The sequence below is a fragment of the Caulobacter sp. GSs2 genome (genome assembly GCF_058680895.1).
Genome location: NZ_CM178725.1, coordinates 420,721 through 446,737, shown reverse-complemented (window position 1 = coordinate 446,737; position 26,017 = coordinate 420,721). Strand labels below are relative to the sequence as shown.

General features: G+C 67.3%; 22 protein-coding genes and 1 riboswitch. Of the genes, 12 read left to right on the top strand and 10 right to left on the bottom strand.

Features of this window, described 5'->3' with window-relative positions; all coding sequences use genetic code 11:
• Positions 1-8: 8 nt before the first annotated feature.
• Both ACW17Z_RS02095 and ACW17Z_RS02090 read right to left on the bottom strand, forming a co-directional pair.
• Positions 9-1,562 (bottom strand): AMP-binding protein, encoded by a 1,554-nt coding sequence (locus ACW17Z_RS02095; RefSeq protein WP_492057411.1) that lies wholly within the window; start codon positions 1,560-1,562, stop codon positions 9-11.
• Between the two features lie 102 nt (positions 1,563-1,664).
• On the bottom strand, positions 1,665-2,705 hold the full coding sequence (locus tag ACW17Z_RS02090) for an alpha/beta fold hydrolase (RefSeq protein ID WP_492057410.1): 1,041 nt from the start codon (positions 2,703-2,705) through the stop codon (positions 1,665-1,667).
• Between the two features lie 82 nt (positions 2,706-2,787).
• Here ACW17Z_RS02090 and lipA point away from each other — a divergent pair, with 82 nt between their 5' ends.
• Entirely contained in the window at positions 2,788-3,765 is a 978-nt protein-coding gene (gene lipA / locus ACW17Z_RS02085; protein ID WP_419255291.1) for a lipoyl synthase, read from the top strand.
• A 2-nt stretch (positions 3,766-3,767) separates the two neighbouring features.
• Positions 3,768-4,223 carry a type II toxin-antitoxin system RatA family toxin gene (locus ACW17Z_RS02080; RefSeq protein WP_419317129.1) on the top strand — a complete coding sequence of 152 codons (456 nt, stop codon included), beginning with the start codon at positions 3,768-3,770 and terminating at the stop codon, positions 4,221-4,223.
• Here the strand turns inward: ACW17Z_RS02080 and ACW17Z_RS02075 are convergent.
• From ACW17Z_RS02075 to ACW17Z_RS02065, 3 genes are read right to left on the bottom strand one after another with little or no spacing between them, the layout of a single operon-like run.
• Complete coding sequence (locus ACW17Z_RS02075; protein WP_492057409.1) at positions 4,220-5,335, bottom strand: FUSC family protein; 1,116 nt, start codon at positions 5,333-5,335, stop codon at positions 4,220-4,222. The two genes, ACW17Z_RS02080 and ACW17Z_RS02075, sit on opposite strands and share 4 nt — an antisense overlap.
• A 2-nt stretch (positions 5,336-5,337) precedes the next feature.
• Positions 5,338-5,829: a CinA family protein gene (locus tag ACW17Z_RS02070; protein WP_419317125.1), complete on the bottom strand. Its 492-nt coding sequence runs from the start codon at positions 5,827-5,829 to the stop codon at positions 5,338-5,340.
• A 40-nt stretch (positions 5,830-5,869) separates the two neighbouring features.
• The gene (locus ACW17Z_RS02065) at positions 5,870-7,021 is read right to left on the bottom strand and encodes a bifunctional 2-C-methyl-D-erythritol 4-phosphate cytidylyltransferase/2-C-methyl-D-erythritol 2,4-cyclodiphosphate synthase (protein WP_492057408.1); all 1,152 of its coding nucleotides are present in this window, start codon (positions 7,019-7,021) and stop codon (positions 5,870-5,872) included.
• A gap of 99 nt (positions 7,022-7,120) precedes the next feature.
• On the opposite strand from ACW17Z_RS02065, the gene dusB reads away from it, so the two are divergent.
• The 8 genes from dusB (at position 7,121) to hflX (ending at position 16,963) form a co-directional block, all read left to right on the top strand.
• A complete protein-coding gene (gene dusB / locus ACW17Z_RS02060; protein WP_492057407.1) occupies positions 7,121-8,128 on the top strand; it encodes a tRNA dihydrouridine synthase DusB in 1,008 nt (335 codons plus the stop codon).
• Positions 8,125-9,240, top strand: coding sequence for a two-component system sensor histidine kinase NtrB (locus tag ACW17Z_RS02055; RefSeq protein WP_492057406.1), 1,116 nt, complete (start codon positions 8,125-8,127; stop codon positions 9,238-9,240). The genes dusB and ACW17Z_RS02055 overlap by 4 nt, the downstream gene beginning before the upstream one ends.
• 2 nt (positions 9,241-9,242) lie before the next feature.
• Complete coding sequence (locus ACW17Z_RS02050; protein WP_419317117.1) at positions 9,243-10,664, top strand: sigma 54-interacting transcriptional regulator; 1,422 nt, start codon at positions 9,243-9,245, stop codon at positions 10,662-10,664.
• 57 nt (positions 10,665-10,721) lie between these two features.
• Positions 10,722-12,962: a sensor histidine kinase NtrY-like gene (locus ACW17Z_RS02045; protein WP_419317115.1), complete on the top strand. Its 2,241-nt coding sequence runs from the start codon at positions 10,722-10,724 to the stop codon at positions 12,960-12,962.
• On the top strand, positions 12,959-14,347 hold the full coding sequence (gene ntrX / locus ACW17Z_RS02040; protein ID WP_492057405.1) for a nitrogen assimilation response regulator NtrX: 1,389 nt from the start codon (positions 12,959-12,961) through the stop codon (positions 14,345-14,347). The genes ACW17Z_RS02045 and ntrX overlap by 4 nt, the downstream gene beginning before the upstream one ends.
• Positions 14,348-15,211, top strand: coding sequence for a D-amino-acid transaminase (locus tag ACW17Z_RS02035; protein WP_492057404.1), 864 nt, complete (start codon positions 14,348-14,350; stop codon positions 15,209-15,211).
• A gap of 157 nt (positions 15,212-15,368) precedes the next feature.
• Complete coding sequence (gene hfq / locus ACW17Z_RS02030; protein WP_013079113.1) at positions 15,369-15,617, top strand: RNA chaperone Hfq; 249 nt, start codon at positions 15,369-15,371, stop codon at positions 15,615-15,617.
• A gap of 11 nt (positions 15,618-15,628) precedes the next feature.
• Complete coding sequence (gene hflX / locus ACW17Z_RS02025; protein ID WP_492057403.1) at positions 15,629-16,963, top strand: GTPase HflX; 1,335 nt, start codon at positions 15,629-15,631, stop codon at positions 16,961-16,963.
• On the opposite strand, the gene mazG is transcribed toward hflX, so the two are convergent.
• The 4 genes from mazG to ACW17Z_RS02005 all read right to left on the bottom strand — a co-directional run bounded on the left by mazG (position 16,960) and on the right by ACW17Z_RS02005 (position 20,765).
• The gene (gene mazG / locus ACW17Z_RS02020) at positions 16,960-17,778 is read right to left on the bottom strand and encodes a nucleoside triphosphate pyrophosphohydrolase (protein ID WP_492057402.1); all 819 of its coding nucleotides are present in this window, start codon (positions 17,776-17,778) and stop codon (positions 16,960-16,962) included. The genes hflX and mazG overlap by 4 nt on opposite strands.
• Positions 17,750-19,132 (bottom strand): MFS transporter, encoded by a 1,383-nt coding sequence (locus tag ACW17Z_RS02015; RefSeq protein WP_419317105.1) that lies wholly within the window; start codon positions 19,130-19,132, stop codon positions 17,750-17,752. Before ACW17Z_RS02015 ends, mazG begins: the two co-directional genes overlap by 29 nt.
• 81 nt (positions 19,133-19,213) lie before the next feature.
• The gene (locus ACW17Z_RS02010; protein ID WP_492057400.1) at positions 19,214-19,708 is read right to left on the bottom strand and encodes a hypothetical protein; all 495 of its coding nucleotides are present in this window, start codon (positions 19,706-19,708) and stop codon (positions 19,214-19,216) included.
• A 130-nt stretch (positions 19,709-19,838) separates the two neighbouring features.
• Positions 19,839-20,765 (bottom strand): glycerophosphodiester phosphodiesterase family protein, encoded by a 927-nt coding sequence (locus ACW17Z_RS02005; RefSeq protein WP_492057399.1) that lies wholly within the window; start codon positions 20,763-20,765, stop codon positions 19,839-19,841.
• A gap of 158 nt (positions 20,766-20,923) precedes the next feature.
• A riboswitch (cobalamin riboswitch) is annotated at positions 20,924-21,111 on the top strand.
• A gap of 139 nt (positions 21,112-21,250) precedes the next feature.
• On the opposite strand from ACW17Z_RS02005, the gene ACW17Z_RS02000 reads away from it, so the two are divergent.
• A complete protein-coding gene (locus ACW17Z_RS02000) occupies positions 21,251-23,203 on the top strand; it encodes a TonB-dependent receptor plug domain-containing protein (protein ID WP_492057398.1) in 1,953 nt (650 codons plus the stop codon).
• A gap of 78 nt (positions 23,204-23,281) precedes the next feature.
• Entirely contained in the window at positions 23,282-24,763 is a 1,482-nt protein-coding gene (locus ACW17Z_RS01995) for a cobyric acid synthase (protein ID WP_492058573.1), read from the top strand.
• Between the two features lie 56 nt (positions 24,764-24,819).
• Here ACW17Z_RS01995 and ACW17Z_RS01990 read toward each other — a convergent pair whose 3' ends face one another.
• The gene (locus ACW17Z_RS01990) at positions 24,820-25,986 is read right to left on the bottom strand and encodes a phosphatidylinositol-specific phospholipase C1-like protein (protein WP_492057397.1); all 1,167 of its coding nucleotides are present in this window, start codon (positions 25,984-25,986) and stop codon (positions 24,820-24,822) included.
• Positions 25,987-26,017: the final 31 nt, after the last annotated feature.

The following is a 26,017-nucleotide window of genomic DNA, read 5'->3' as shown; positions in this document are numbered from 1 at the left end:
CGATCTGTCTAGGCGGCCCTGGCGTCCTGATCGGCCATGCGCTGGATGGCGACATAGTCGGTCTTGCCGCTGCCCAGCACGGGCACTTCGGGCACCTTCAGGATCTTGCGCGGCACCGCCAGCTCCGGCGCGCCGATGGTCTGGGCGTGGGCCACCAGGTCAGAGACCGCAGCGTCGTGGCGGTCCGTGACCAGAACCAGCCTCTCGCCCTTTTTCTTGTCGGGCATCGAGATCACCGCGTGTCGGCCGTCGGGCCAGACCGCCGAGGCCAGGTCTTCGGCCGCCGTCAGGGAGACCATCTCGCCGGCGATCTTGGCGAAGCGCTTCACCCGACCCTTGATGGTGATCCAGTTGTCGTCGGACATCGAGACCACATCGCCGGTGTCGTGCCAGCCGCCATCCGGCGCATCGATGCCGCCGTCATCGCGCAGATAGCCCAGCATGACATTGGGGCCGCGGACCAGCAGTCGGCCGCCGCCTGAAATGCCTTCGACGGGCTCGACGCGGAATTCCTGGCCGGGCAGCAGGCCGCCGACCGTGCCGCGACGATTGTCATCGGGCTTGTTCACCGCAATGACCGGCGAGGCCTCGGTGGCGCCATAGCCTTCCAGAACGGGGACGGGGCCAAATTTGTCATTGATGAGGTTGTGCGTCTCTTCCCGAACCTTTTCAGCGCCACAGACGATAAACCTCAGGCCAGACAGCTCGTCGCTGTCCGACGCGCGCGCATAGTGGTTGAGGAAGGTGTCGGTGGCGAACAGCACCGAGGCGCCGACGTCCTTGACCAGGGCCGGGATCTGCTTGGTGTGCAGGGGCGAGGGGTACTGGAACGCCTTCATGCCCTTCAGCAGCGGCAGGATCACGCCGCCCGTCAGGCCAAAACAGTGGAACACGGGCAGCGGATTGAAGAACACCCAGTCCGGGTCCAGCGCGATATGCGCTGCGACCTGCTCGGCGTTGGTGACCATGTTGGCCTGGCTCAGCACCACGCCGCGCGGCGCGCCGAAGCTGCCAGAGGTGAACAGCACCACGCCCCGGTCCGACGGCTTGGCCGGCGCCCGGAACTGACGCGGAAACGCGCCCGCAGCGGCGGCGAACAGCTTGTCGGCCAGACCGATCGTGCCGCGCACGTCTTCCAGATAGGTGATCGACGCCTGGGCTTCGAGCGCATCGACGATGTCGTGCAGATTGCCCAGCTCGATGAACTTGTGAGCGGTCAGGACGCGCTTGACCTTGGCCAGCTGGCAGGCGGCCTTCAGGTTTCGCAGGCCGGCCGTGAAGTTCAGCATGGTCGGCACTCGACCGAAGGCGTGCAGGGCAAAGAACGTCACCACGGCCGCCGAACCCGAGGGCAGCAGCACGCCGACGTTCTCGCCGGGCTTGGTCATGGCCGCGATCTTGCGGCCCAGAGCAAAGCTCGCCCGGATCAGGTCGGTATAGCTGAGCGGGTTGCGATCTTGATCCTCAAGGATGGGCTTTTTGGCGCCATAGGTGTCGCGCGCATCGATGAGGGCGTCGAAGAGGGCCTTCTGGCCATCTTCCGCTTTAAAAACTACCGGCATCCCGGCGCAACCTCCCCGAAAAGCGTCATGGCTTTCGTTCGTTAGGTCGCGAGACTGCCGGGGAAGGTCCAGCTTTGCAAGGAAGAGTCACAAACCGCCGGATCAGCCCTTGTGGCGCGGCGCCTTGGCCGCGATGCGGGCCTTGATGAAGTGCTCGATCTCTATGAGCCAGGCGTCTCGTACGGCGTCTGATTCCATGTGCAGGTCGTGATGACCGGCTGGAAGCGCCGCCGCCCGGCAGTCGGCGATCGCGGCGCAGGCGCCGGCCAGGATCGCGGGGGTCGTCAAGCGATCCTTGCCCCCGTGCAGCATCAGCACCGGCGCCCTGACCCTGGAGACATCGGCGCGGGCGCGCTCGGACGCTTCGACCAGGGCTGCCTGCCAGCCGACGCTGGGTGAGCCCATGCGAAGGTCGGGATTGGCGGTCAGCCAGGCCTGCTGGACCGCACCCCGTGTCTTGTCATCGGTCATGCCGGCCGCGACGCCGACAGGCGCATCGCGGATCCAGCCAGGCGCGCCGGGCGGCCTGATCCAGCCCAGCTTCAGACGACTGGCCCAGACAGCGACCTGTGTCGTCTGGGCAGGCGAGCTTTGCAGCGCGAAGACCGGCGAGGACAGGATCACCCCATCGGCCGGCAGGCCGGTCTCGACGGCCCGCAAGGCCACCAGGCCGCCATCGGCATGGGCAAGAACCACCAGCGGCCGGTCGCCCTTGGGTCGGATCACCACATTGACCAGGGCGCGGACAGCGGCGGCGTCGGGCTCGAAGCTGTCGACATGGCCGACATCGCGCCAGGGCGTCAGGCGCTCGGAACCGCCCTGGCCCTGCCGCTCCAGCACCCAGACCGTGTAGCCGTCCTTGTTCAGATGTCGCGCCGTCTCGAACCACTTTTCCGCCGGCTCGGCGTAGCCGGTCAGAATCACGACCGTGGCGCGCGGACCGATCGGGGGGGCCGACACGCCATAGCGCTGCGCCGGGCCGTTTCCGACCCGCACATAGCCCCAGGCCCAGTTATCCGGCGCGTAGAATCTGGGTGTGATGGATGGCGGTGTCCGACTGTCGGCGAACGGCGCGCGGGCGTCGCCATCACCGCAGCCGGCGAGGGGCAGGAACATCAGGACGGCGAGGAGGAGGCGACGCATATGATGCACTCATTTCGCGCCTTCGCGCCTCATGCAAGATCGCGTGCTTGATCCGGAGGGCAAGAAGACCGATTTAGGCGCCATGGCCACAGTGATCGACACGCTGACGGCACGCACCCCGGAAGACCGGGCGGCGCGCCACCCCGAAAAGCAGAACCGCCCCGATACGGCGGTGCTGCGCAAGCCCGAGTGGCTCCGCGTCCGGGCGCCCGGCTCAGGCCAGTACAACGAGACCAAAAGCATCGTGCGTGAGCACAAGCTGACCACGGTCTGCGAGGAAGCGGCGTGTCCGAACATCGGCGAGTGCTGGAGCCAGAAGCACGCCACCATGATGATTATGGGCGAGATCTGCACGCGGGCCTGCGCCTTCTGCAATGTCGCCACCGGCCTGCCCAAAGCGCTGGACGCCGATGAGCCGCGCCGCGTGGCCGAGGCCGTCGCCAAGATGGGCCTCAAGCACGTGGTCATCACCTCTGTGGACCGCGACGACCTTGCCGATGGCGGGGCCCAGCACTTCGCCGAAGTCGTCCTGGCCATCCGCGCCGCCGCGCCGGGCACGACCATCGAGATCCTGACCCCCGACTTCCTGCGCAAGGATCGCGCGGAAAACGTCGTCATCGACGCCCGCCCGGACGTCTTCAATCACAACCTCGAAACCGTGCCACGGCTCTATCTGAAGATCCGCCCGGGCGCCCGCTACTACAACTCCCTGCGCCTGCTGGAGCGGGTCAAGGAGCGCGATCCGGGCCAGTTCACCAAGTCGGGCCTGATGGTCGGTCTGGGCGAGGCCAAGGAAGAGGTCATGCAGGTGATGGACGACATGCGCTCGGCCGGCGTCGACTTCATCACCATCGGCCAGTACCTGCAGCCCACCCGCAAGCACGCCGCCATCGACCGCTTCGTCACGCCCGAGGAGTTCAAGGCCTATGAGGCCATCGCCCGGGCCAAGGGCTTCCTGATGGTCTCGGCCAGTCCGCTGACCCGCTCGTCGCACCATGCGGGTGAAGACTTCGCCAAGCTGCAGGCGGCGCGCCGCGCCCTCGACGCCCGGACGGCCTAGGCTTGCATCGTCACGTCGTCACGCGGGTTCTGCCCTATGCGCCCGAGCAGCTGTTCGTGCTGGTCGGCGACGTGGACGCCTATCCCGACTTCGTGCCGTGGATCACCGCCATGCGCACCTGGAACGCCCGTCAGGACGGTGCGGTCAGCACCGTCGACGCCGAGGCCCAGGTCGGCTTCTCGTTCCTGAAAGAGAAGTTCGCCACGCGCGTGCGTCGCGACGCCGAGCATCTGACGGTCGATGTCAGCCTGCTGTACGGCCCGTTCAAGCGGCTTTCAAATCAATGGAAGTTCACGCCCAAAGGCGCTGAAACCACTGTCGAATTTGTCATCGACTTCGCGTTCAAGTCGCGCATGCTCGACGCCCTGCTGGCGGCCAATCTGGATCGCGCGGCCGACAAGCTGATCGCCTGTTTCGAGGCGCGCGCCCGACAGATCCATGGGGCCCCCGGGTCCTAGTCTGCGGCCTCATTGCGCTCTTCCAAGCGGTCGGCGAAGTCGCCGAGATTGGCGTGCAGGTTCTCGACCGCGAACACCAGACCAAAGATCCGCGCCGCGTCGTCGAACGGCAGGTCCCGGATCGAGCCATCGGCGCGCAGCCCTTCAACCGCCTCCTGAAAGCGGACATGGGCCTGCGAAAAGGCCAGGCGATCAGGGCGCGCGCCCATCTGGATCAGCTCTGCGGCCTGGATCAGGAAGGTTCGGGCGGCGTCGATCATGGCGGCCGCCGGCTCGGCCAGGCCCGGGATGGCGATCGGCTGGACCAGCGCTCGGCCAATCATCACGATGTCATTGCGCTGTCGCCAGAGGGTGCGGGGCAGGGCCTCGGGCGCTGATCTGAGGCTGAGGCGCGAAGCGGTCTCGCGGTCGGCCTCCGCCATGTCGGTCTGCAGCCTGGCCATGATCACCCGGTTGGCGTCGTACTGGTCGGCCGCCACCAGATCGCTGGGCTGGCCGCGCAGGACCCGGGCGTAGTGCGACAGCAGACCGGCGTTGAGATCGACGATCTCGCGCACCCTCTGGACGATCTCCCCATGAGCCCGCGCGGGAAAGATCAGCAGGGTCGCCGCCACGCCTGCGAGGCTGCCGACGGTGATCTCGATCACCCGGTACATCGCGGCGGTCAGCGGATCCATGTGGGTGGTCATGCCGATCAGCATGATCACGGCGGTCACGGGGGCGACCTTGAAGGTCGGCCGCACGGCGGCGAGGAACGACAGCAAGGCCACAGCGACGCACAGGATCAGCCCGCCAAACGCCGGATAGCGCAGATGCAGATAGGCCGCCGCCGCCCCGACCACGGCGCCGACCACCGTCCCCATGAAGCGCTCGATCGAGGCGGTGATCGTCGCGCCGATGCTGGTCTGCACCACGATGACGGCGGTGAAAACCGCCCAATAGCCCTGCGGCAGCTTGAGCAGGGTGGCCACGGCATAGGCCGCGCCTACGGCCGCCGAGACCCGGATCGCGTGCCGGATTTCGCTTTTGCGGGCCGCCGCTGCGGCCAGGGCGTTTTTCGACAGTCCCGCCCCGACAAAACGCCGCCAGTCCGAGGGCGCGGCTTCCGGCATCTCTAGGCCACGGCCTCGCGCAGCATTTCCAGCGCCGTACGCACGGCCGCCAGCTGCACCGCCTCGCGCGTCTGGCCGTCAAAGGTCTCATGGCGATGCACGAGCGAGCGATTGGCGCGGGCCACGGCGAAGTGGACGGTGCCGACGGGCTTCATCGGCGTGCCGCCGCCCGGCCCGGCGATGCCGGTGATCGAGACCGCGACATGAGCATGACTGTTGGCCAGAGCGCCCTCGGCCATCATCCGAGCGACCGGTTCGGAGACCGCGCCATGGTCGGCGATCAGATCGCCGGGCACGCCCAGCATCTCGGACTTGGCGCGATTGGTGTAGGTGACGAAGCCGCGTTCGAAGACGTCCGACGCGCCGGAGATCGAACAGATCGCCCCGGCCACCAGACCGCCCGTGCAGCTTTCGGCGGCGACCAGTCTCAGGGACTTCTCTCGGGCCTCGGCGACCAGCAGGCGGGCCAGGGTTTCGATCTCTAGCGGAAACATGCGGCTCTCCAGCGGATTCGCTTTGCCCAGCCTATACCCCTCAGGCCGGAGTCTCGACCGCCACGACGGCCTGGGCCGCCAGACCTTCGCCGCGCCCGGTAAAACCCATCTGCTCGGTGGTGGTTGCCTTGACGCTGACCCGGTCCAGCGGCAGCGCCAGGATCTGGGCCAGGCGCTCGCGCATGGCGGCCCGGTGCGGCTTGATCTTGGGTCGCTCGCAGATCAGCGTGACATCGACATTGATGATCGTGCCGCCCCGGGCGCGCACCAGTTCGGCGGCGTGGATCAGGAACTTGTCCGAGGCCGCGCCCTTCCATTGTGGGTCGGTGGGCGGGAAGTGATCGCCGATATCGCCTTCGCCGATGGCGCCAAGCAGGGCGTCGGTCAGGGCGTGCAGACCGGCGTCGGCGTCGGAATGTCCGATCAGTGTCTGGTCATGGACGATCTCCACGCCGCACAGCCACACCGAGTCGCCCGGCCCCCAACGGTGCGCGTCGAAGCCCTGGCCGATGCGGGTGATGCGGGCCGCGCCCGCCAGTCGTTCGGCCATGGCGAAATCCTCCGGATAGGTCAGTTTCATCAGCAGCGGGTCGCCCGGCGTGAGGACGACGCGGCCGCCGGCGGCCTCCACGACCTGGGCGTCGTCGGTGGGCTCGGCCTGGCCATGCCAGGCCAGATAGGCCGAGACCAGGGCGCCTCGCCTGAACGCCTGCGGAGTCTGGGCTCGCCACAGATTGTCGCGAGACGTCGTGGTCAGGGGCGCCCCCATGTCGGTGCGCTTCAGGGTGTCGGCGACGGGCAGGGCGGGAATGGCGCCGTCCGCGTCGGCCAGGGCGCCGAGCAGGTCGTCGATGGCCTTGCGGCTCAGGAAGGGACGGGCGGCGTCGTGCACCAGCACTGGCTCGTCGGCCGGTCGCTGCGAAAGCGCCTCGAGGCCCGCCCGAACAGACAGCGCGCGCGTCGCGCCGCCCCGAACGCTGCGCCAGCCCTTCAGGCCCGCCAGCACATCGGGCAGGATCAGCGCGCCGTCTTCCGAAGCCACGATGACCACATCGGCAGCACCTGCGGCGATGAAGCTCTCGACCGACCAGCGCAAAACGGGTTTACCGGCCACGGATCGCCATTGTTTGGCTTGGCCAGGGCCGGCCCGGGTTCCGGAGCCGGCGGCGACGATCACGGCGGAAAAGGTCATGGCCGCTGTTTAGTCCGGCCGTTGCGGTTGTCCAGTCGATCCGGGCTTTACTGCGCCGCACAATATGCCTAAAAACACAGCGTCGGGGATGATTACAAAATGAGCAACAAGCTCGAGGTCGGCGGAGTGGAAGTGCCTGGGCGCGTGTGGATCGCGCCCATGACCGGTATTTCCGATCTGCCCTTCAGAGAAACGGCCACGGCGCTCGGCGCGCCTTATGTGGCGACGGAGATGGTGGCCTGCGCCGAGTTTGCGCGGGGGCGGCCTGACGTCGTGCGCCGCGCCGCCGTGGGCGAAGGGCTGCCGCTGATGGTCGTGCAACTGGTCGGTCGCGACATCGAACTGATGGCGAAAGGCGCCCGCATGGCCGCCGAAGCCGGCGCCGAGATCGTCGACCTGAACTTTGGCTGTCCTGCCAAGGAAGTCTCCGGCGGCCAGCAGTGCGGCTCGGCCCTGATGCGCGACCCGGATCTGGCCGAAGCCCTGGTCGCCGCTGCGGTCCAGGCGGTGAACGTGCCCGTCACGGTGAAGATGCGACTGGGCTGGGACGACAACACCCGCAATGCCGCCGATATCGCGCGCCGGGCCCAAGCGGCCGGCGCGAAGGCGATCACCGTTCACGGCCGCACCCGCAGCCAGTTCTACAAGGGCGTCGCCGACTGGTCGGCCGTCGCCGAGGTCAAGGCGGCGGTGTCGATCCCTGTCCTGGTCAATGGCGACATCGTCGACGGCGCCAGCGCGCGCATGGCGCTGGATCAGTCGGGCGCCGACGGCGTGATGATCGGTCGCGGCGTCTATGGACGCCCTTGGATCGCCGGGGCCATCGAGGCGGCGCTGGAAGGCCGCGCCTTTGTCGAACCTGACGCCGAGGAACGGCTGGCGATCGCTCTCACCCATTTCCGCCGAAGCCTGGATTTCTATGGCCAGCCCCTGGGTCTGAAAATGTTCCGCAAGCACCTGGCCTCTTACATCGAAGCTGCGCCATGGCCCGAGACGCCCGAGGCGCGCCGCGCCGCGCGCGCCACGATGTGCCGTCTGGATGAACCTGAACTGGTCGAAGGCGCTCTGACGCGCCTTTGGCTGGGAGACCGGAGGATCGCCGCATGAGCGACCATGCCCGTGTTCTGAGCGGCAAGGCGCCCGAGGCGCTGAAGGCCGCCGCCTTTGACCTCAGCCCTGAGCCGGCGCTGGTCGTCGACAGCAAGGGCGGTCTGGTGGCCGTCAACGAAGCCGCCGAGGCGCTGTTCGGTCACGGCCTCTCGCTGCTGGCGCGCGGTCGTTTCCGCGCCGCCCTGCCGCCGGGCTCGGTTCTGGTCTCGCTGCTGGATCGCGCGATCTTCGAGGGCGCTCCGGTCCGTGAGCACGGCGTCGAGGTCAATCTCTTCGGCCAGCCGCCCTTCGAAGCCGATGGCGCCGCCGCGCCGCTGGGCGATGGGTCGGTGCTGCTGACCCTGCATGTAAAGGGCGTCCTGGGCGTGGATCGCGGCGCGGACGCCGCCGGTCTCCGCTCCGTCGTCGGTCTGGGCAAGATGCTGGCCCACGAGATCAAGAACCCCCTGGCCGGCATTCGCGGCGCGGCCCAGCTGCTCAAGACCGGCGCTTCAGCCGCCGACCAGCCGCTGGCCCAGCTGATCGTCGACGAGACCGACCGCATCCGCCGTCTGGTGGATCGCATGGAGGCCTTCTCCGAAGACCTGCCGACGCCGCGCGAGGCCGTGAACATCCATCAGGTGCTGGACCGCATTCGCGCCCTGGTCGCCAATGGCGTAGCCGACGGCTTGAGCCTGCGCGAGACCTACGACCCCTCGCTGCCGCCGGTGTGGGGCGATGAGGATCACCTGATCCAGATCTTCCTGAACCTGGTGAAGAACGCCGCCGAAGCGGCTCACATGCGCGGCGACGGGCGCGGCGCGATCTCGATCCACACGGCCTGGCGCCCCGGCGTTCGGGTTCGAGGCGCCGACGGCAAGGCCGCCAGCGGCGCGCCCATCGAGATCCGGATCCAGGACAACGGGCCCGGCGTGCCTCAGAGCCTGCGCGACCATCTCTTCCAGCCTTTCGTCACTACCAAGCCCAACGGCACCGGCCTTGGCCTGGCCCTGGTCACCAAGCTGGTCACCGCCCATGGCGGCCTGATCGATTTCGAGTCCGAGCCCGGCCGCACTGTGTTTCGCGTGCTGCTGCCCGTGGCGCCTGCACCTTCCGTCGGAGACGCGTAAGCATGAATGCCGCCAGCAAGAAGATCCTGATCGCCGACGACGACTCGTCGGTGAGGCTCGTTCTCAGCCAGGCCTTCACCCGGCTGGGCTATCAGGTGCGCGCCACAGGCAATGCCACCACCCTGCTCAAATGGGTCATGGACGGCGAGGGCGACCTGGTTGTCACCGATGTGATGATGCCCGACGAGAACGTGTTCGACGTCCTGCCGCGCATCCGCAAGGAGCGGCCCAAGCTGCCGATCATCGTGATGAGCGCCCAGAATACGCTGCTGACGGCGGTCAACGCCGCCGACGCGGGGGCGTTCGAGTATATCTCCAAGCCGTTCGACCTTGACGACGTCACCGCAGCGGCGCGCCGGGCCCTTTCGCGTCCGGCAGACGCCGAGGCGTCTAAGGCCCAGGCGCGGGCAATGCGCGACGAACGCCTGCCGCTGATCGGCCGCTCTGCGCCGATGCAGGAGGTTTATCGCACCATCGCGCGTCTGGTCGGCGCCGACCTGACGGTGCTGATCCTGGGCGAAAGCGGCACCGGCAAGGAGCTGGTCGCCCGGGCCCTGCACGAGCTGGGACGCCGTCGCGACGGCAAGTTCGTGGTCATCAACCTGGCGGCGGTTCCCCGCGAGCGGGTCGAAACCGAGCTGTTCGGGCGCGGTGAGGGCGATCTGGGCCGCCTGATCGAGGCAGACGGCGGCACCCTGTTCCTGGACGAGATCGGCGACATGCCGCTGGACGCCCAGACCCGCCTGCTGCGCGTGATCGACGGCACCGAGCCGGTGCTCAATCCCAAGACCGGGCGCCGGCCGAATGTGCGGATCATCGCCGCCACCAACCGTGACCTGAGGGGCCTGATCCAGCAGGGCCTGTTCCGCGAGGACCTGTTCTTCCGCCTCAATGTGGCGCCCGTGCGCCTGCCGCCGCTGCGCGATCGCACCGAGGACATTCCGGACCTGGCCCGCACCTTCCTGCTGCGCGCGGCGCGGGAGGGTCTGCCGTCCAAGACCATCGATTCCAGCGCTCTGGATCGCCTGAAGGCCCACTCCTGGCCCGGCAATGTGCGTGAGCTGGAAAACCTGATCCGGCGGATGTGCGCCCTGTATGCCGAGGAGCTGATCACCGCCCGGATCGTCGATCGCGAGCTTCAGGACCATACGCCGGCCGTTCGGTCGGAAGAGGGGCCTGTCACCCTGTCGATGCTGGTGGAGCGTCACCTGGCGGGTCATTTCGCCGACCAGCCTGACGGCGTTCCGGCGGCGGGCCTGTACGACCGGGTTCTTCAGGAGGTCGAGCGCCCGCTGATCCAGCTGACCCTGTCGGCCACCCGCGGCAACCAGGTCAGGGCCGCCGAGATCCTCGGTCTGAACCGCAATACCCTGCGCAAGAAGATCCAGGACCTGGGCGTGGAGATGACCCGCGGACGGCGCTGAAGCTTATTTAGCACATAGCTGTTGATTTTGGGGCACACCCACTTCTAGACTGACCTCATGGCGTCCGTCATGTCCGCATTCGGGTCCGAAAGCCCGCCGCCCCGGTTCAGCTGGGTCTGGTGGCGGGAGCGGCTGCGATCGCGCTATGTGATCGGCGGCGCCTATGCCCTGGCGGTGATCCTGACCGTTACGGGCGTGGCCTTGGCCTCGTCGCCGCCCGAAAGCGGTCCGATCAGCCCCGCCAGCACGGCCATCCTGATCGTGCTGGGCTTCAATCTGGTGCTGATCCTGGCGATCGCCACCGTGGTCGGCCTGCGCCTGTTCGAGATGATCGACGCCCGGGCCAATGACGCCGGCGCGCGCCTGCATCTGCGCTTCGTGGGTCTGTTCTCGTTCGCCGCCGTGGCCCCCGCCGTCATCGTGGCGCTGTTCTTCGGCGTCCTGGTCAATCGCGGGGTCGAGGGCTGGTTCAGCCAGCGGGTCAGGACCGTGGTCGAGAACTCGGCCAAGGTGGCGCGATCCTATGTCGCCGAACAGACGAACTATATCAGCGAACATATTCGCCCGATGGCCGCCAACCTGAACGAGGCCGCGCCGGCCATCTCGCAGTCGCCGGTGGTGTTCAGCCATTTCCTGGCCGGCGAGACCGCCAACAGCGGCTTTTCCGCCGCCTATGTACTCGACCGCGACGGGCGCATTCTGGCGCGGGCCGAGATGCCCGGCGCACCCGCCTTCCTGGCGCCGCCGCCGTCGACCTTCCAGGGCACCGATACCGGAGAAGCGATGGCGCAGCGCTTCGTGTCATCGGACCTGTTCCGCGCGCTCTATCGCCTGAAGGCGTTTCCGGACGCCTATCTCTATGTGGTTCGCCCGATCGACACGGGGATCTTGAGTCACCTGATCGAGGCTGAAGACTCGCTGATCTCCTATCGCGACGCCGAGCGGAGTCGGGGGCGGATTCAGGCCATTTTTGGCCTCAGCTATGTGGAAACCGCGCTGCTGGTGCTGGTCGCTGCGGTCTGGGTCGGCATAGCCGCCGCCAACTCGATCGCCGGCCCCGTCGCCGGACTGGTGGAAGCCGCCGGACGGGTGTCGGCGGGCGATCTGGATGCTCGGGTTGACGCTGAAGTCGGACCTGATGAGATCAGGGCATTATCCAACGCGTTCAACATGATGACCACAGATCTTCAGGTTCAGCAGGCGGCGTTGCGAACCGCCAGTCTTGACGCCGAAACCCGACGCCAGTTCATCGAGACGGTGCTGTCAGGTGTCAGCGCCGGGGTGGTCAGCCTGGACGCCCAGGGACGGATCTCGGCTCTGAATCGTCGCGCCGTGACCCTGCTCAGTCTGCAGGAAGACGCCGTCGGCCTGGACCTCATCGCGGCCGCGCCGGAGTTCGATATCGTTGTCGAGACCATCCTGGAGGGGCGGTCTGACGCCGAGGTCGAGATCGATCTGGTGCGCGACGGCGAGACCCGCCGACTGCGCGTGCGCGGCGCCGGTCATGTCGCCGAAGGGCTGGTCCTGACCTTCGACGACATCACCCGCTTGGTCGCCGCCCAGCGCAACGCCGCCTGGAAGGACGTCGCCCGCCGGATCGCCCACGAGATCAAGAACCCGCTGACCCCGATCCAGCTGTCGGCCGAACGCATCAAGCGCAAGTATCGCAAGGAGATCACCAGCGATCTGGAGACCTTCGACCGCTGCACCGAAACCATCATCCGCCAGGTGGGCGATATCGGCCGGATGGTCGACGAATTCTCGGCGTTCGCGCGGATGCCCGCGCCGCGTTTCGAGCCGGCCAACCTGACCGAGATGCTGCGCCAGGGCGTCTTCGCCCAGCGGTTCGTGGATCCCGAGATCGAGGTCGTCCTGATCGAGCCGGGCGAGGACGTGCTGATCCAGTGCGACGCGCGGATGGTGGGTCAGGCCCTGACCAACATCCTCAAAAACGCCGGCGAAGCGGTCGGGGCGCGGCGACACATCACCCCTGAACCGGCCGGCAGGATCACCGCGACCCTGGTGACCGACGACCAGGGTCTTAGCGTGATCATCGAGGACAACGGCGTCGGCCTTCCGGCCCGTGATCGCGATCGCTTGACCGAACCTTACGTAACGACCCGCGAGAAGGGCACAGGCCTTGGCCTGGCGATCGTCAAGCGGATCATGGAGGACCACGAGGGAACTCTGGTCCTGACCGATGCCCACCAAGCGCCCGGAGCCCGGGTGATCCTGAAATTTCCGACGACCGCGCGGCTGCCCGCCGCGGCCCTCGGTGGCGTTGAGGAGATGATATGAGCGCTGACGTGCTTGTTGTGGACGACGAGGCCGACATCCGCGACCTCGTGGCCGGCATCCTCGAGGACGAGGGCTATGCCGTGCGAACCGCCGCGGATTCCAATCAGGCGCTGGCGGCCCTGCGCGCCCGCAAACCGGCCCTGCTGGTGCTGGACATCTGGATGCAGGGCGGGGGCATGGACGGGCTTGAACTCCTCGACATGGTCAAGGAGCTCGACCCTGACCTGCCGGTGATCATGATCTCGGGCCACGGCAATATCGAGACCGCCGTCAGCGCCATCAAGCGCGGCGCCTACGAGTTCCTTGAGAAGCCGTTCAAGTCGGATCGGCTGTTGCTGGTGGTCGAGCGTGCGCTGGAGGCGGCAGGCCTCAAGCGCGAGAATCGCAGGCTGCGCGCCCAGAGCTTCACCTCTGACGGCCTGATGGGAAAATCGGCCGCCGCCCAGGCCCTTCGCCAGATGATTGCCAAGGTGGCTCCGGCCAACAGCCGGGTGCTGGTCTCCGGGCCGCCTGGTGCGGGCAAGGAGCTCGTGGCCCGCTTGATCCACGGCGCCAGCGCCCGGACCCGGCAGGAATTCGTGGCGGTCAGCGCGGCGGGCATGGCCCCGGAACGTCTCGACGTCGAACTGTTCGGCGAGGAAGGCGAGGGCGGTCGTCCGCGCAAGATCGGCGTGTTCGAGCGGGCCCACGGCGGCACCCTCTATCTCGACGAGGTGGCCGACATGCCGCGCGAGACCCAGAGCCGCATCCTGCGGGTCCTGGTCGAGCAGCGCTTCCGCCGCGTGGGCGGCGACAGCGACGTTCAGGTGGATGTTCGCGTCATTTCCTCGACCTCTCGCGACCTGCGCGACGAGATCGCAGCGGGACGGTTCCGCGAGGACCTGTTTCACCGCCTGAACGTCGTGCCCGTGCGGGTGCCAGGCCTGTCTGAGCGCCGCGAAGACATTCCGGAACTGATCAGCTTCTTCATCGACCGCATTGTCGAGGCGACCGGCCTGCCGCGCCGCCGCCTGGGCGACGACGCGCTGGCGACGCTGCAGGTGCAGACCTGGCCGGGCAATGTCCGCCAGCTTCGCAACAACGTCGAGCGCATGCTGATCCTGGCGGCCGGCGAGCCGGGCGAACTGATCACCGCCGAGATGCTGGCCGGCGCCGAGCAGCCTTCGGCCGGCCATGCCGGCGCGATCGGGGCCGAACGGATCATCGCCTTGCCGCTGCGCGAGGCGCGGGAGCTGTTCGAGCGCGAATATCTGAACGCCCAGATCCTGCGTTTTGGCGGAAACATCTCGCGTACCGCCAATTTCATCGGCATGGAGCGCTCGGCGCTGCACCGCAAGCTCAAGTCCCTGGGCGTCGCTGGCGCGCGGGCGGACGAGGAAGAATAGATGTCGCGTTTTGCCTATGTGAACGGCCGCTTCGTCCGGCACGGCGAGGCTGCCGTACATATCGAGGATCGCGGCTATCAGCTGGCCGACGGCGTCTATGAAGTCTGGGCCGTGTTCGATGGCAAGCTGGCCGACGCCCAGGGCCATTTCGCCCGGCTCTGGCGCAGCCTGGACTCCCTGCGCATCGCCCATCCCATGGGGCAGGCGGCCCTGACCGTCGTGCTTCGCGAAGCGGTGCGCCGCAATATGGTGCGCAATGGTCTGGTCTATCTGCAGGTGACGCGCGGCGTCGCCCGTCGGGACCACGCCTTTCCCAATCCCGCCGTTGCGCCCTCCATGGTGGTCACGGCCAAGTCGACCGATCCTCAGTTGGCCGAGCGCAAGGCGGCGCAGGGCGCGGCGGTCATCAGCGTTCCCGAGAACCGCTGGGGCCGCTGCGACATCAAGTCGGTCGGTCTGCTGCCCAACGCCCTGGCCAAGCAAGCGGCCCGTGAGCGCGGCGCGATCGAGGCCTGGTTCGTCGATGACCTGGGGCTGGTGACCGAGGGCGCGTCATCCAACGCCTGGATCGTCGACGCCGAAGGTCATCTGCGCACGCGCGACACCCAGGCCAACATCCTGCACGGCGTGACCCGCTCCACCCTGTTCGAGGTGATCCGCGAAGCGGGCCTGTCGATCAACGAAAAGCCCTTCACCATCGCCGAGGCGCAAGCCGCGCGGGAGGCCTTCATCACCGGGGCCGGCACCCTGGTGATGCCGATCGTCAGCGTCGATGGCGTGAAGGTTGGCGATGGGGCGCCTGGCCCGGTGGCGACGCGGCTTCGGAGTCTCTATATCCAGCGCGCCCGCGAAAAAGCCGTCTGACGGACAGGTCGAAAACGACTGGTCTGAAACAGCGCGAATTCGACGCAGGGCGCATTTTTCCACCGAATGGTGATCGCGTTCAGTGGAAAATGATCTAGCATGAACTTGTTTGTGTGGAGGGTGCTTTGCCCTCCGAAACAATAAGAGGGGAACCCCCATGTCTGCCGAAAAGAAACAAAACTTACAGGACACGTTCCTGAACAGCGTGCGCAAGTCCAAGACGCCGCTGACCATTTTCCTCGTCAATGGCGTCAAGCTTCAGGGCGTTGTCAGCTGGTTCGACAACTTCTGCGTCCTGCTGCGTCGCGACGGCCAGTCGCAACTGGTCTATAAGCACGCCATCTCGACCATCATGCCGGCCCAGCCCGTCCAGCTGTACGAGCCGAGCGCCGACTCCGACGATTGAATTAGAGACGCTTGTCCAAATCCTCAAAATCCGTAGACCACGCCGCGCCGGTTCTTAAGGCGCTCGTCATCCACCCGGTGCGGCCTCTGCGAGGCCCGGCCGCCGCTCTAGCGCGTGACCCTCAGTCGCGCCTCGAGGAGGCGGTCGGCCTGGCGCTGGCCCTCGATCTGAATGTCGTCGAGACGGTGATCGCGCCCCTGCGCGTGGTCACGCCTGCGACGCTGTTCGGCAAGGGCAAGATCGAGGAGTTCGCGGCGATCTGCGAGGTCGAGAAGATCGACGTCGCGGTGTTCGACGACCAGTTGACGCCCGTGCAACAGCGCAATCTGGAGCGCGGGCTCAACGTCAAGGTCGTGGACCGGACCGGTCTGATCCTCGAGATCTTCGCCCGCCGCGCCCGCACGCGCGAAGGCAAGCTGCAGGTCGAACTGGCGCGTCTGGACTATGAACGCTCGCGCCTGGTCCGCACCTGGACCCACCTTGAGCGCCAGCGCGGCGGCACCGGTAACACCGGCGGTCCCGGCGAAACCCAGATCGAACTCGACCGGCGTCTGATCGCCGACAACATTCTCAAGCTGAAGCGCGAGCTGGAAGAGGTGCGCCGCACACGCACCCTGCATCGCAAGGCCCGCAAGAAGGTGCCGTACCCGACCGTGGCCCTTGTGGGCTACACCAACGCCGGCAAGTCGACGCTGTTCAACCGGCTGACCCAGGCCGAAGTCCTGGCCAAGGACATGCTGTTCGCCACTCTGGATCCGACCCTGCGGACGGTAAAGCTGCCCGACGGTCGCCCCGCGATCCTGTCGGACACGGTGGGCTTCATCTCCGACCTGCCGCACGAACTGGTCGAGGCGTTCCGCGCCACGCTGGAAGAGGTGCAGGAGGCCGACGTCGTGCTGCACGTCCGCGACATCGCCAATCCCGACAGCGTGGCCCAGGCCCGCGATGTCGAGACGGTGCTGGCCGAGCTGGGCGTCACCTTCGACGAAGGCAAGACGGTGGTCGAGGTCTGGAACAAGATCGACCTCGTCCCCGAGGAGGACCGCGAGGAGGTTGAAGGCAGCGCCAGACGCAGCGAAGCCTCGGCCGTCTCGGCGGTCACGGGCGAGGGCTGTGAAGCGCTGCTCAAGCGCATCAGCGGCCTGATCGACGACTCCCCGCCCATCGCTATCCGGATCGCGGCGGGGGAGGGCGAAGCCCTGGCCTGGATCTATCGCAACGGCCGCGTGCTCAGCCGCGAGGATGAAGCGGAGGGCGGCGTGACGATCGTCGCACGCCTGGATACCCAGGCGCTGGGCCGGTTCGAGCGCCAGTTTCCCGACGCCTTCGTGATGGTCGCCGGCTAGCTCTTCTTCTCGTCCGCCTTGGCGGCGTCCCAAAGCGCGTCCATCTCGGCCAGGTCCGACTGATCGGGCGTACGCCCGTCCCTGGCCAGCGCCGCCTCGATATAGGCGAAGCGGCGGCTGAACTTGGCGTTGGTGGCGCGCAGGGCGTCCTCGGGCTCGACGTCCAGCTTGCGGGCCAGGTTGGCGCAGACGAACAGCAGATCGCCCAGTTCCTCGCGCGCCTTGGCCCGGTCGCCGGCCTCGATCTCGACTTCCAGCTCGGCGATCTCCTCGCGCAGCTTGTCCAGCACCTCCCTGGTCGAAGGCCAGTCGAAGCCGACGCGGGCGGCGCGCTTGGTCAGCTTCACCGCACGGGTCAGGGCGGGAAGACCCGCCGGCACGTCGTCCAGAACGCCCGTCTTGGCCTTGGCCTTGCGTTCCTGGGCTTTCAGGGCTTCCCAGCCGGCCGTCTGGGCGGCCTGGTCGTCATAGGCATGATCGCCGAACACATGCGGGTGACGGCGGATCATCTTGTCGGAGATGGCCGCGGCCACGCCGGCGAAGTCGAACGCGCCCTGCTCCTGGGCCATGCGGGCATGGAAGACCACCTGCAGAAGCAGGTCTCCCAGCTCCTCTTTCAGATCCCCCAGGTCGCCGCGCTCGATGGCGTCGGCGACCTCATAGGCTTCCTCCACCGTGTAGGGCGCGATGCTGGCGAAGGTCTGCTGCTGGTCCCACGGGCAACCGCCCACGGGATCGCGCAGGCGGGCCATGATCTCGATCAGTGCGAACAGCGGGTGTTCGACGTCACTCGGCGGGGGTGGCGAGGGCGGCATGCGTATCCGGTTCAGGCTCGTGGTGCGACGGCGTCGCCGCGTCCCGCGCCGCGAGCTGGCGCTGGATCTCGGCGACGCGAGTCGCGTCGAGCGGATAGCGCAGCATGACGGCGGCGACCACAAGGCCCATAGCGGCTGGAACCACGGAGTAGAGCGCGATCAGAGCCGTTTCGCCCACCGGGGTGGGCAGTTTCGGGTCGAAGCCGAACAGGGCCAGCAGGGGGAAGGCGCCGATGGCCAGGGCATGGCCCAGCTTCACGGTGCCGCTGACCAGGGCATAGAGCAGCCCCGTCCGGTCGGCGCCGCTGGCCAGGCGTTCTTCGTCGCCGATGTCGGCCATCATGGACCTGACCAGCAAGGGCGCGGCGGAATAGGGCAGGCCGGCGAGGATCAGGACCAGCATGCCCGCCCACGTATTGCCGGCGGGCGTCAGCACCGCGCAGACCTGAACCACAGCATAGACAACCGACGCTACGGCCAGGGCGTGATGCTTGCCGATCCGCCGGGCCAGCATCGGCCACAGCGGCGCGCCGGCCAGAGCGGCCACGAAATAGATCAGCAGCAGAATGCCGGCCTCGGTCTTGTCGAAGCCCTTGATGCGCTCGAAGAAGAAGAAGAACAGGGCTCCGGCGATGCCCGGCGCCAGGCCCATCAGCAGGTCGGCGATCAGGAGCTTACGGGTCGAGCTGCGCTTCAGCAGTGCGAAATACTGGGTGAGCCCGGAACGATGCCGCACGACGGGTGCCTGGCGCTCGCCGACCGTGCGGGTCGCCAGCAGCACGGTCAGGGGGATCAGCAGGACGATGAACCAGCCCATCGAGCGTATGCCCGCAGCGTGATCACCCTTGAACGCCAGGGCGATGATCGGCGGCAGGGTCAATACCAGGATCATCCCCACCACATTGCCGGCTTGCCACCAGCCATAGACGCGCGAGCGCTGCTGATAGTCGGTCGAAAGCACGGCGGCCCAGGCGGTGTGCGACAGCGCCATCATCGAATAGCCGGCATAGACGACGATAAGGCAGAGCCAGAGATACACGGGTCCGATACCGGGCTGGGCCATGAACAGGCCGAACGCGCCCAGCATCACAAGGGGTGAGCCCGCCACCAGCCAGGGCCTGAACCGCCCCCACTGGGTTCCTGTGCGGTCCATGATGCCGCCGATGAATGGGTCGAAGACGATGTCGATCAGTCGGACAATCAGGAAGGCGGCGCCGACTACGCCCAGCGACAGGCCCAGTTCGCTGACATAGAATTCCGGCAGATAGACCACCAGCGGGAGGCCCAGCGCCGCAAGGGGCAGGCAGGGCGCGGCGAACGCCGCCAGAGACCAGGATGATGGTCGATCGGTCATTCCGCGTAATCCTCTCCCGAACACGGCGGGTTGGATCCCGCCTCTTGAACTCATTGAGCGTGGCCGCCCTTTAGGACGGCGCTAGTGGGCGCCGAACTCATCCTTGGCCAATCGAACGGCCAGCCGGTCGAACGCCTCGTCGGCGTCGCTCCAGGTGCCATTGTACTGGGCCCAGCGAATATCAGTTTCGTACCAGCTGTAGGCCACGGGCGTGCGAGCGCCCGAAGTGGCCCGGTATTCACCACTGACCCGGGCCCCGCCGACGCCGAAGCTCTGATAGGAAAGCCCAGGCTTTGCGCTCATTTCCCGCAGGGTGGGACGATTGGGCCTGGCGTCTTCGATGACGAGGTCCAGCTCACCGCCGGCTGGATCCAGAGCGCCTGAACGATCAAGTCTCTTCTCGACCGAGCGTTTCAGTTCGCGGGTCAGATAGTCGAACTCGCGCGCATCCAGGGTTTGGGTCTTCTTGGCCAGCTCGGGTCCGATCGAGACGCGAACCGTCGCGACCTTGGGCGCCGAGAGGGCCGGGCCAGCGATCGTCGCGCCCAGGGCCAGGATCACAAGTGAGATTTTCATCGTCGGAACTCCGGATCTGATCCCCTTGCCGAAACTGTGCGGCCAACCGGACCAAAACGCCAGAGTCCGTTGAGCCCATCCCAAACGTTTGTTCGGATCCCCCCGTCAAGGCCGAGGTTGCGGGTAAGGATCAGCCAAGCTTGCAGGCCGCAGGCGCGCCAACCGCCTGCGCCAGCACCGCCCTGACGACCTTGGGGGTATCGGTGGCGATCACCGCGACTCCAGCCCTGGCCAGATCGCCATATTCGCTGGGATTGCCGTCCGCCGCGTAGCGGTCGTCCGCGCGGCGGCTCGGCGCGCCGAGGGTTCCAAACATCGGCTCCACGCCGGCCTTGCGAAGGTCGGCCCACAGCGCCGGGTTCTCGGCGCGGGTTCCCGTCCAGGCCAGGATGCGATGGGCCGGTAGCCCGCCGCGGGCCAGGCTGGCCAGATGGTCCAGGCCGGACACGGGCACAGAGATCATCATCTCGGGGGCCAGGGGCGCCAGACGCAGGGCGTCCGCGTCGTTGTAGACGATCAGCACCGCCCGTCCCTGGGCGCGCGCGGCGCGGGTCTCGGCGATCACCTGCCGCGTGAGGACGTCGCCGTCCGCGCCGGAACTCTTGAAGTCCAGCGTCACGACCGCGCCTACCGCGCCCGCCGCATCCAGCGCCTCACGCAAGGTGGGGGGCGGCGCCTCCGTGACCTTGCCGGCCCCGTCGATCAGGCGCGTGGCGCGCAGCTGCGCCAGGGTGTTGTCAGCGACGCGGCCGCGGCCCGTGGTGGTGCGATCCAGAGTCTCGTCGTGCATCAGCACCAGCGCGCCGTCCCGGGTCCTGGTCACGTCGATCTCGAGGAGGGCAGGGCGGATGGCCGTGCCGGTGGCGCGAATGCCGGCCAGGGAGTTCTCGGGCGTGGTGTCGTCCAGCACCGCACGGTGGGCCGAAATCAGGACGCCCCTGTCGCGCGCGCAGTCGAAGAATGCCGCCAACGGAACCGCATCCGGGGCGCCGGGCGGCGTCGCGCAGCCGGCCAGGATCGACATCGAAACCGTCAGGCCAAGAGCCAGGAAACGCATGAAATTCACTCCGGATTGGCGAGTCGGTCAGACAAGAGCTGTCTAGCAGACTGGCCAGCAGCCTGGATGACGAACGCTCGATCTGAAGACTATCGACGCCTCTCATGTCGTTTCCGACCGCCCAGAGCGCTGCATTGACGGTGTGCGGCGCAACCTATAGGGCTGCTTTTGCGTCAGGTTCCTCGCAAGAGGATGAATAGGGAACGGGGTTCAAAACCCCGGCTGCCCCCGCAACTGTAAGCGGCGAGCTTACGCGTCACATGCCACTGGGACCTCGGTCCTGGGAAGGCGACGCGCCAAGCCTAGACCCGTGAGCCAGGAGACCTGCCCGACGTAGTCGTTCATCGTCCGGCCGGGGTGCGCCGAGCGAACGGGATTTCCCGCGAAACGACATGTCAGTCAGGCCGCGTCGCGGCCTCTGGTCGTGGGCGCTTCCTGGCGTTTGGGGCTGGAGGACGTGTGCGGGTCATTCAAAGGGAAAGACCATGATCCGAGCGCTTCTGTGCTCCAGCGCAATCTCCACCATCCTGATCTCCGGGGCCGCCATGGCCGAAGAGCAAAGGGCTCCTGAAACCGACGTCGCCGGAACCATCGGGGCCACGGCCCTGGCGGGGCTGGTGGTCACCGCCACCCGGTCGGTGCAACCCATCGAGAAGGTCGGCGCGTCCATCACCGTTCTGACGCCGGAAGCCATCAAGGCCAGCCAGGCCACGACGGCCGTCGAGCTTCTAGCCCAGACGCCCAGCGTCACCTTCGCCCGTAATGGCGGCCCCGGTTCGGCGACCAGCCTCTATATCCGGGGCGCGGAAAGCCAGCACACCGTCGTGCTGATCGACGGGGTCAAGCTGAACGATCCGTCCTCGACCCAGGGCGGCTACAATTCCGGCAACCTGCTGGTCGGCGATGTCTCGCGCATCGAGGTTCTGCGCGGCGCCCAGTCGACCCTGTGGGGCAGCCAGGCCATCGGCGGCGTGGTCAACATGGTCACCGCCGAACCGACCGAGGCGTTTGAGAGCAATGCCAGCGTCGAGGGCGGCGCGCGCGACACCGCCTATATCCGCGCCGGCGCCGGCGGGGTCGCCGAACGCCTGACCTGGCGGCTGGCGGGCAGCTACTACACCACCGACGGTTTCTCCTCCTACGGACCTGGCCAGGAGAAGGACGGCTATCAGAACACCGGCCTCTCGGGGCGGGTGCGTTTCGCCTTCAGCGACGCGGCCTCGGCCGAGGTCCGCTCGGTCTATTCGCGCGGCAAGAACGACTTTGACGGCTTCAACACCGACTCCGCCGAGTTTGGCCGGACCGAGGAACTGGTGATCTATACCGGCCTGAACTTCGCCCTGCTGGACGGACGTTGGACCAATCGGATCGCCTACGGCTACACCGACACCGCTCGCGAGAACATCAATCCGGCGCGTCCGGCCGTTCCGCTGACCTTCGACGCCACCGGCCGGAACAAGCGCTGGGAGTATCAAGGCGCCTTTGCGCTCAGCGAGACCCTCACCGCCTCCTTCGGCGCCGAAAGCGAGCGGTCGCGGATGGAAACCCGTTCGCCGAGCCTGACAAAGCCCAATCCGGCCTTCCGCACCGGCCGCGTCGGCGTCGACAGCGTCTATGGCCAGCTTCAGGCCGAGGTCGTTGCGGGTCTGACCCTGACGGGCGGTCTGCGTTATGAGGACCACGACACCTATGGCCAGCACACCCTGGGCCAGGTCTCGGCCGCCTGGGCGCTGAACGAGGGCAATACCGTGCTGCGGGCCAGCTTCGGCCAGGGCTTCCGGGCCCCGGGCCTGTACGAGCTCTATAGCGAATACGGCAATCTGGACCTAAGCCCCGAAAAGTTCGACAGCTGGGACGCCGGGGTCGAGCAGCGCCTTCTGAGCGGCAAGGCCAGGGTCTCGGCCACGGTGTTCGCCCGTGAGGCCGACAACGAGATCCGCTTCTTCTCGTGCACGTTCGGCTCCACCGGCGCCCCGTGCAACCCGGGCGGCGTCTTCCGGTTCGGCTACTACAAGAACATCCAGAAGACGCAGGCCAAGGGTCTGGAACTCATCGGCCAGTTCGAGGCGACCAACCGCCTGACCCTGGCCGGCAACTACGCCTACACGGAGTCCGAAAACGCCTCGGGCGCCAATGCGGGCCGGCAGTTGACCCGCCGTCCCAAGAACCTGGCCAATCTGTCGGCGACCTATCGCTGGCCGGTCGGTCTGAACACCACCATCGCCGCGCGTCATGTCGGCAAGACGTTCAACAATGAAGCCAACACCGTCGCCGTCGCCGGCTACACGCTGATCGATCTGCGAGCGTCCTATCCGATCAACGAGACGCTTGAAGTGTATGGGCGGGTCGAAAACGCGTTCGACAAGGACTACCAGACCATCCTGAACTATGGGGCGCCCGAACGCGGCGCCTTCATCGGCGTTCGCGCCAGGTTCTAGAGCCTGGCGTGGCGCGGCGGCTGTCCCCACAAGGGACGGTCGCCGCGTCCCCGTCGGACATTTTCTGGGAGAACAGACCTGGCCGCCTTGATGATTCAGGGGTGTGGATCCGATGTCGGCAAGTCCGTGCTCGTCGCGGGCCTGTGCCGGCTGTTCACCAATCGCGGCCTGAACGTTCGGCCGTTCAAGCCGCAGAACATGTCCAACAATGCCGCCGTTACGGCGGATGGCGGCGAGATCGGCCGCGCCCAGGCGCTGCAGGCCATGGCCTGTCGCACGCCGCCGACCGTCGACATGAACCCGGTGCTGCTCAAGCCCCAGAGCGATGTCGGCGCCCAGCTGGTGGTGCTGGGCAAGATGGCGGGAACCTGGCAGGCGCGCGGCTATCAGGCGCAGAAGGGCGCGCTTCTCGACACCGTTCTTGAGAGCTTCAGTCGTCTTGAGGCGCAATGCGATCTGGTGATCGTCGAGGGCGCTGGCAGCCCCGCCGAGACCAATCTCCGCGCCGGCGACATCGCCAATATGGGCTTTGCGCGCGCCGCGAACGTGCCGGTGGTTCTGGTCGGCGACATTGACCGAGGCCATGTCATCGCCGCCCTGGTGGGCGCGCACGCGGTGCTCGACGATCTGGACCGCGCCATGATCAAGGGCTTTCTGATCAACAAGTTCAGAGGCGATCCCTCGCTGTTCGATGACGGGAGGACCGAGATCGTCAGGCGCACGGGCTGGGCCGATCTTGGCATGGCCCCCTGGCTCTCGTCCGCCCGGTCGCTGCCCGCCGAGGACGCCGTGGTCCTTGACCGGTCAAGGCCGGGCGCGAGGCGGCGTTTGAAGATCGTCGCGCCCATGCTGTCACGCATCGCCAATTTCGATGACTTCGACGCCCTGCGCGTCGAGCCGGACGTTGATTTCACCTTCATACCGCCCGGCCAGGCCCTGCCGGGCGACGCGGATCTGGTGATCCTGCCCGGCACCAAGGCGACTCTGGCGGACCTGGCCTTCCTGCGCGCCCAGGGCTGGGACATCGATCTTGCCGCCCATGTTCGGCGCGGCGGGAGGGTGCTGGGTGTCTGTGGCGGCTATCAGATGCTGGGACGGACCCTGAGCGATCCCGATGGCGTCGAAGGGCCGCCGGAGCACGTCGAGGGTCTGGGTCTTCTGGCGGTCGACACGATTCTGACCGGCGACAAGGTGCTGGCTCCCGTTTCGGGCCGGCTGGCTGGGGCAGACGGACGCTTCGAGGGCTACGAGATGCATGTTGGGCGCACGATCGGCTCAGAGCGTCCGATGCTGCTGATGGATAGCGGCGCCACAGATGGCGCGGTCTCGGCCGATGGACGGATCATGGGCTGCTACGTCCATGGTCTCTTCAACCAGGGCGCGGCGCGGCGGGCCTTTCTGGAAACGCTGGGCGTGGCGTCGGATGGATTGGACCAAAGCCTTCGCGTGCACGCCGCTCTGGACGAGATCGCCGACGCCCTGGAAAGCGCCTTCGACATAGAGGCCCTGTCGGCTATCGCCGGTCTGGTTGGCTGTTGTAGGCCGGGCGTCCGCCTGTAGCCTGGCCGCGCGCGGAGAGGGCGGCCGGGCAGAAGGGTCGTCAGGTCCGGTCGTTGCTATGGGCGAGATCCCTGCGCAGGCGCGCCCGGCAGGGCTTCCAGCGCCAGGCCGGCGCAGCGCCCGGCTGCGCGGACGGGATTGCAGACGGCCACATCGCCGCCCGTCAGACGCACCGTATAGCCGCCGGCGAAGCGCGGGTCGGCCCAGATATAGTCGGTCGAGACATATTGCGCGCCGCTGCTCAGGGCGGCGCGGCTCTGGCTGATGTCGTTGGTCCGGGCCGCCTGGGTGTCGGCGTCCGCGCGGGTGCGGACGATGAAGCCGGCCTTCACGGCGGCGGCGATGCGGTCCTTCTGGGCGATTGGATCATTCAGGGTCAGATAGGCCGCCGCCGGCGAAGCCTCGTCAGTGTTGACGAACATGGCCCGGCCTTCCAGCGAACGACGGGCACCGCGATAGAACGCCACCTTCTCGGGACTTTCATCCAGGGCGAAGAAGACCTTGCCGCGCGACGCGCCCAGGCTGGGCCAGCCCTCGGCCAGCACGGCCTCGCGCAGGGTGGCGTGCTGGCCACGCACCCAGTCGGGGGTGATCAGGTCGGCCTCTGCGAACACGGCGCGAACCTCGGCGTCCAGCGCGTCGAAGGCCTTTTCGTCAAAGGCCTGGGGCGTGACGCCACCGGGAAAGCTGGCGGGGCCGTCCTTGGCATTGATCAGAATGAGGATGGGGGCGTGGTCAGGATGGGCCCCGGACCACGCCTTCACCTGTGAGAGACAGGCCATGAAGGTCAGGCACGAGGAGCGAAAGTCGACATCTGGGATGTGCAGGACCTTGAAGCCCGGCTGGGCCAGCGCCGCTGCGTCGTCGGGCGACAGGGTCGCGCCGGTCCCCAGGGCGGTCAGGGGCCGCCCATAGCGCCCGCCTTGAGGATCAGCGACGACGTCGATCTCCAGTTGACGCGCTCCGGCGTCCAGCTGCTCGGCCAGAGGTCGGTGCGCATAGTCGATGCCCAGGGCCGCCGGGCCGCGCGCGGCGACCATGACGGCCAGCTCGTCAGCCGGGATCGCCAGCTTGTAGCTGTTGTGGGTGCCCACGGCGGTCAGGTCGTTCATCCGGAGATCGACGTCCAGCCCCGACCGCGCGCAGGCGAGGTCGTCCTTGGGGCAGGGGGCCAGGGCGGTGGATGCGAGGCCCAGAAACAGCGCGATGACGAGATTGAGCATAGGGCCTCCAACGGTTCCGCTTCGACTAGCG

Excerpts from the sequence above, each read along its gene's own strand:
- ACW17Z_RS02070 (WP_419317125.1), bottom strand. The coding sequence starts at position 5,829 with ATGTTTCCGCTAGAGATCGAAACCCTGGCCCGCCTGCTGGTCGCCGAG.
- ACW17Z_RS02045 (WP_419317115.1), top strand. The coding sequence starts at position 10,722 with ATGGCGTCCGTCATGTCCGCATTCGGGTCCGAAAGCCCGCCGCCCCGG.
- ACW17Z_RS02010 (WP_492057400.1), bottom strand. The coding sequence starts at position 19,708 with ATGAAAATCTCACTTGTGATCCTGGCCCTGGGCGCGACGATCGCTGGC.
- mazG (WP_492057402.1), bottom strand. The coding sequence starts at position 17,778 with ATGCCGCCCTCGCCACCCCCGCCGAGTGACGTCGAACACCCGCTGTTC.
- ACW17Z_RS01990 (WP_492057397.1), bottom strand. The coding sequence starts at position 25,986 with ATGCTCAATCTCGTCATCGCGCTGTTTCTGGGCCTCGCATCCACCGCC.
- ACW17Z_RS02065 (WP_492057408.1), bottom strand. The coding sequence starts at position 7,021 with ATGACCTTTTCCGCCGTGATCGTCGCCGCCGGCTCCGGAACCCGGGCC.
- hfq (WP_013079113.1), top strand. The coding sequence starts at position 15,369 with ATGTCTGCCGAAAAGAAACAAAACTTACAGGACACGTTCCTGAACAGC.
- ACW17Z_RS02090 (WP_492057410.1), bottom strand. The coding sequence starts at position 2,705 with ATGCGTCGCCTCCTCCTCGCCGTCCTGATGTTCCTGCCCCTCGCCGGC.
- ACW17Z_RS02050 (WP_419317117.1), top strand. The coding sequence starts at position 9,243 with ATGAATGCCGCCAGCAAGAAGATCCTGATCGCCGACGACGACTCGTCG.
- ACW17Z_RS02075 (WP_492057409.1), bottom strand. The coding sequence starts at position 5,335 with ATGCCGGAAGCCGCGCCCTCGGACTGGCGGCGTTTTGTCGGGGCGGGA.
- ACW17Z_RS02005 (WP_492057399.1), bottom strand. The coding sequence starts at position 20,765 with ATGCGTTTCCTGGCTCTTGGCCTGACGGTTTCGATGTCGATCCTGGCC.
- ACW17Z_RS02000 (WP_492057398.1), top strand. The coding sequence starts at position 21,251 with ATGATCCGAGCGCTTCTGTGCTCCAGCGCAATCTCCACCATCCTGATC.
- ACW17Z_RS02015 (WP_419317105.1), bottom strand. The coding sequence starts at position 19,132 with ATGACCGATCGACCATCATCCTGGTCTCTGGCGGCGTTCGCCGCGCCC.
- ACW17Z_RS02055 (WP_492057406.1), top strand. The coding sequence starts at position 8,125 with ATGAGCGACCATGCCCGTGTTCTGAGCGGCAAGGCGCCCGAGGCGCTG.
- lipA (WP_419255291.1), top strand. The coding sequence starts at position 2,788 with ATGGCCACAGTGATCGACACGCTGACGGCACGCACCCCGGAAGACCGG.
- dusB (WP_492057407.1), top strand. The coding sequence starts at position 7,121 with ATGAGCAACAAGCTCGAGGTCGGCGGAGTGGAAGTGCCTGGGCGCGTG.
- ACW17Z_RS02095 (WP_492057411.1), bottom strand. The coding sequence starts at position 1,562 with ATGCCGGTAGTTTTTAAAGCGGAAGATGGCCAGAAGGCCCTCTTCGAC.
- ntrX (WP_492057405.1), top strand. The coding sequence starts at position 12,959 with ATGAGCGCTGACGTGCTTGTTGTGGACGACGAGGCCGACATCCGCGAC.
- ACW17Z_RS02035 (WP_492057404.1), top strand. The coding sequence starts at position 14,348 with ATGTCGCGTTTTGCCTATGTGAACGGCCGCTTCGTCCGGCACGGCGAG.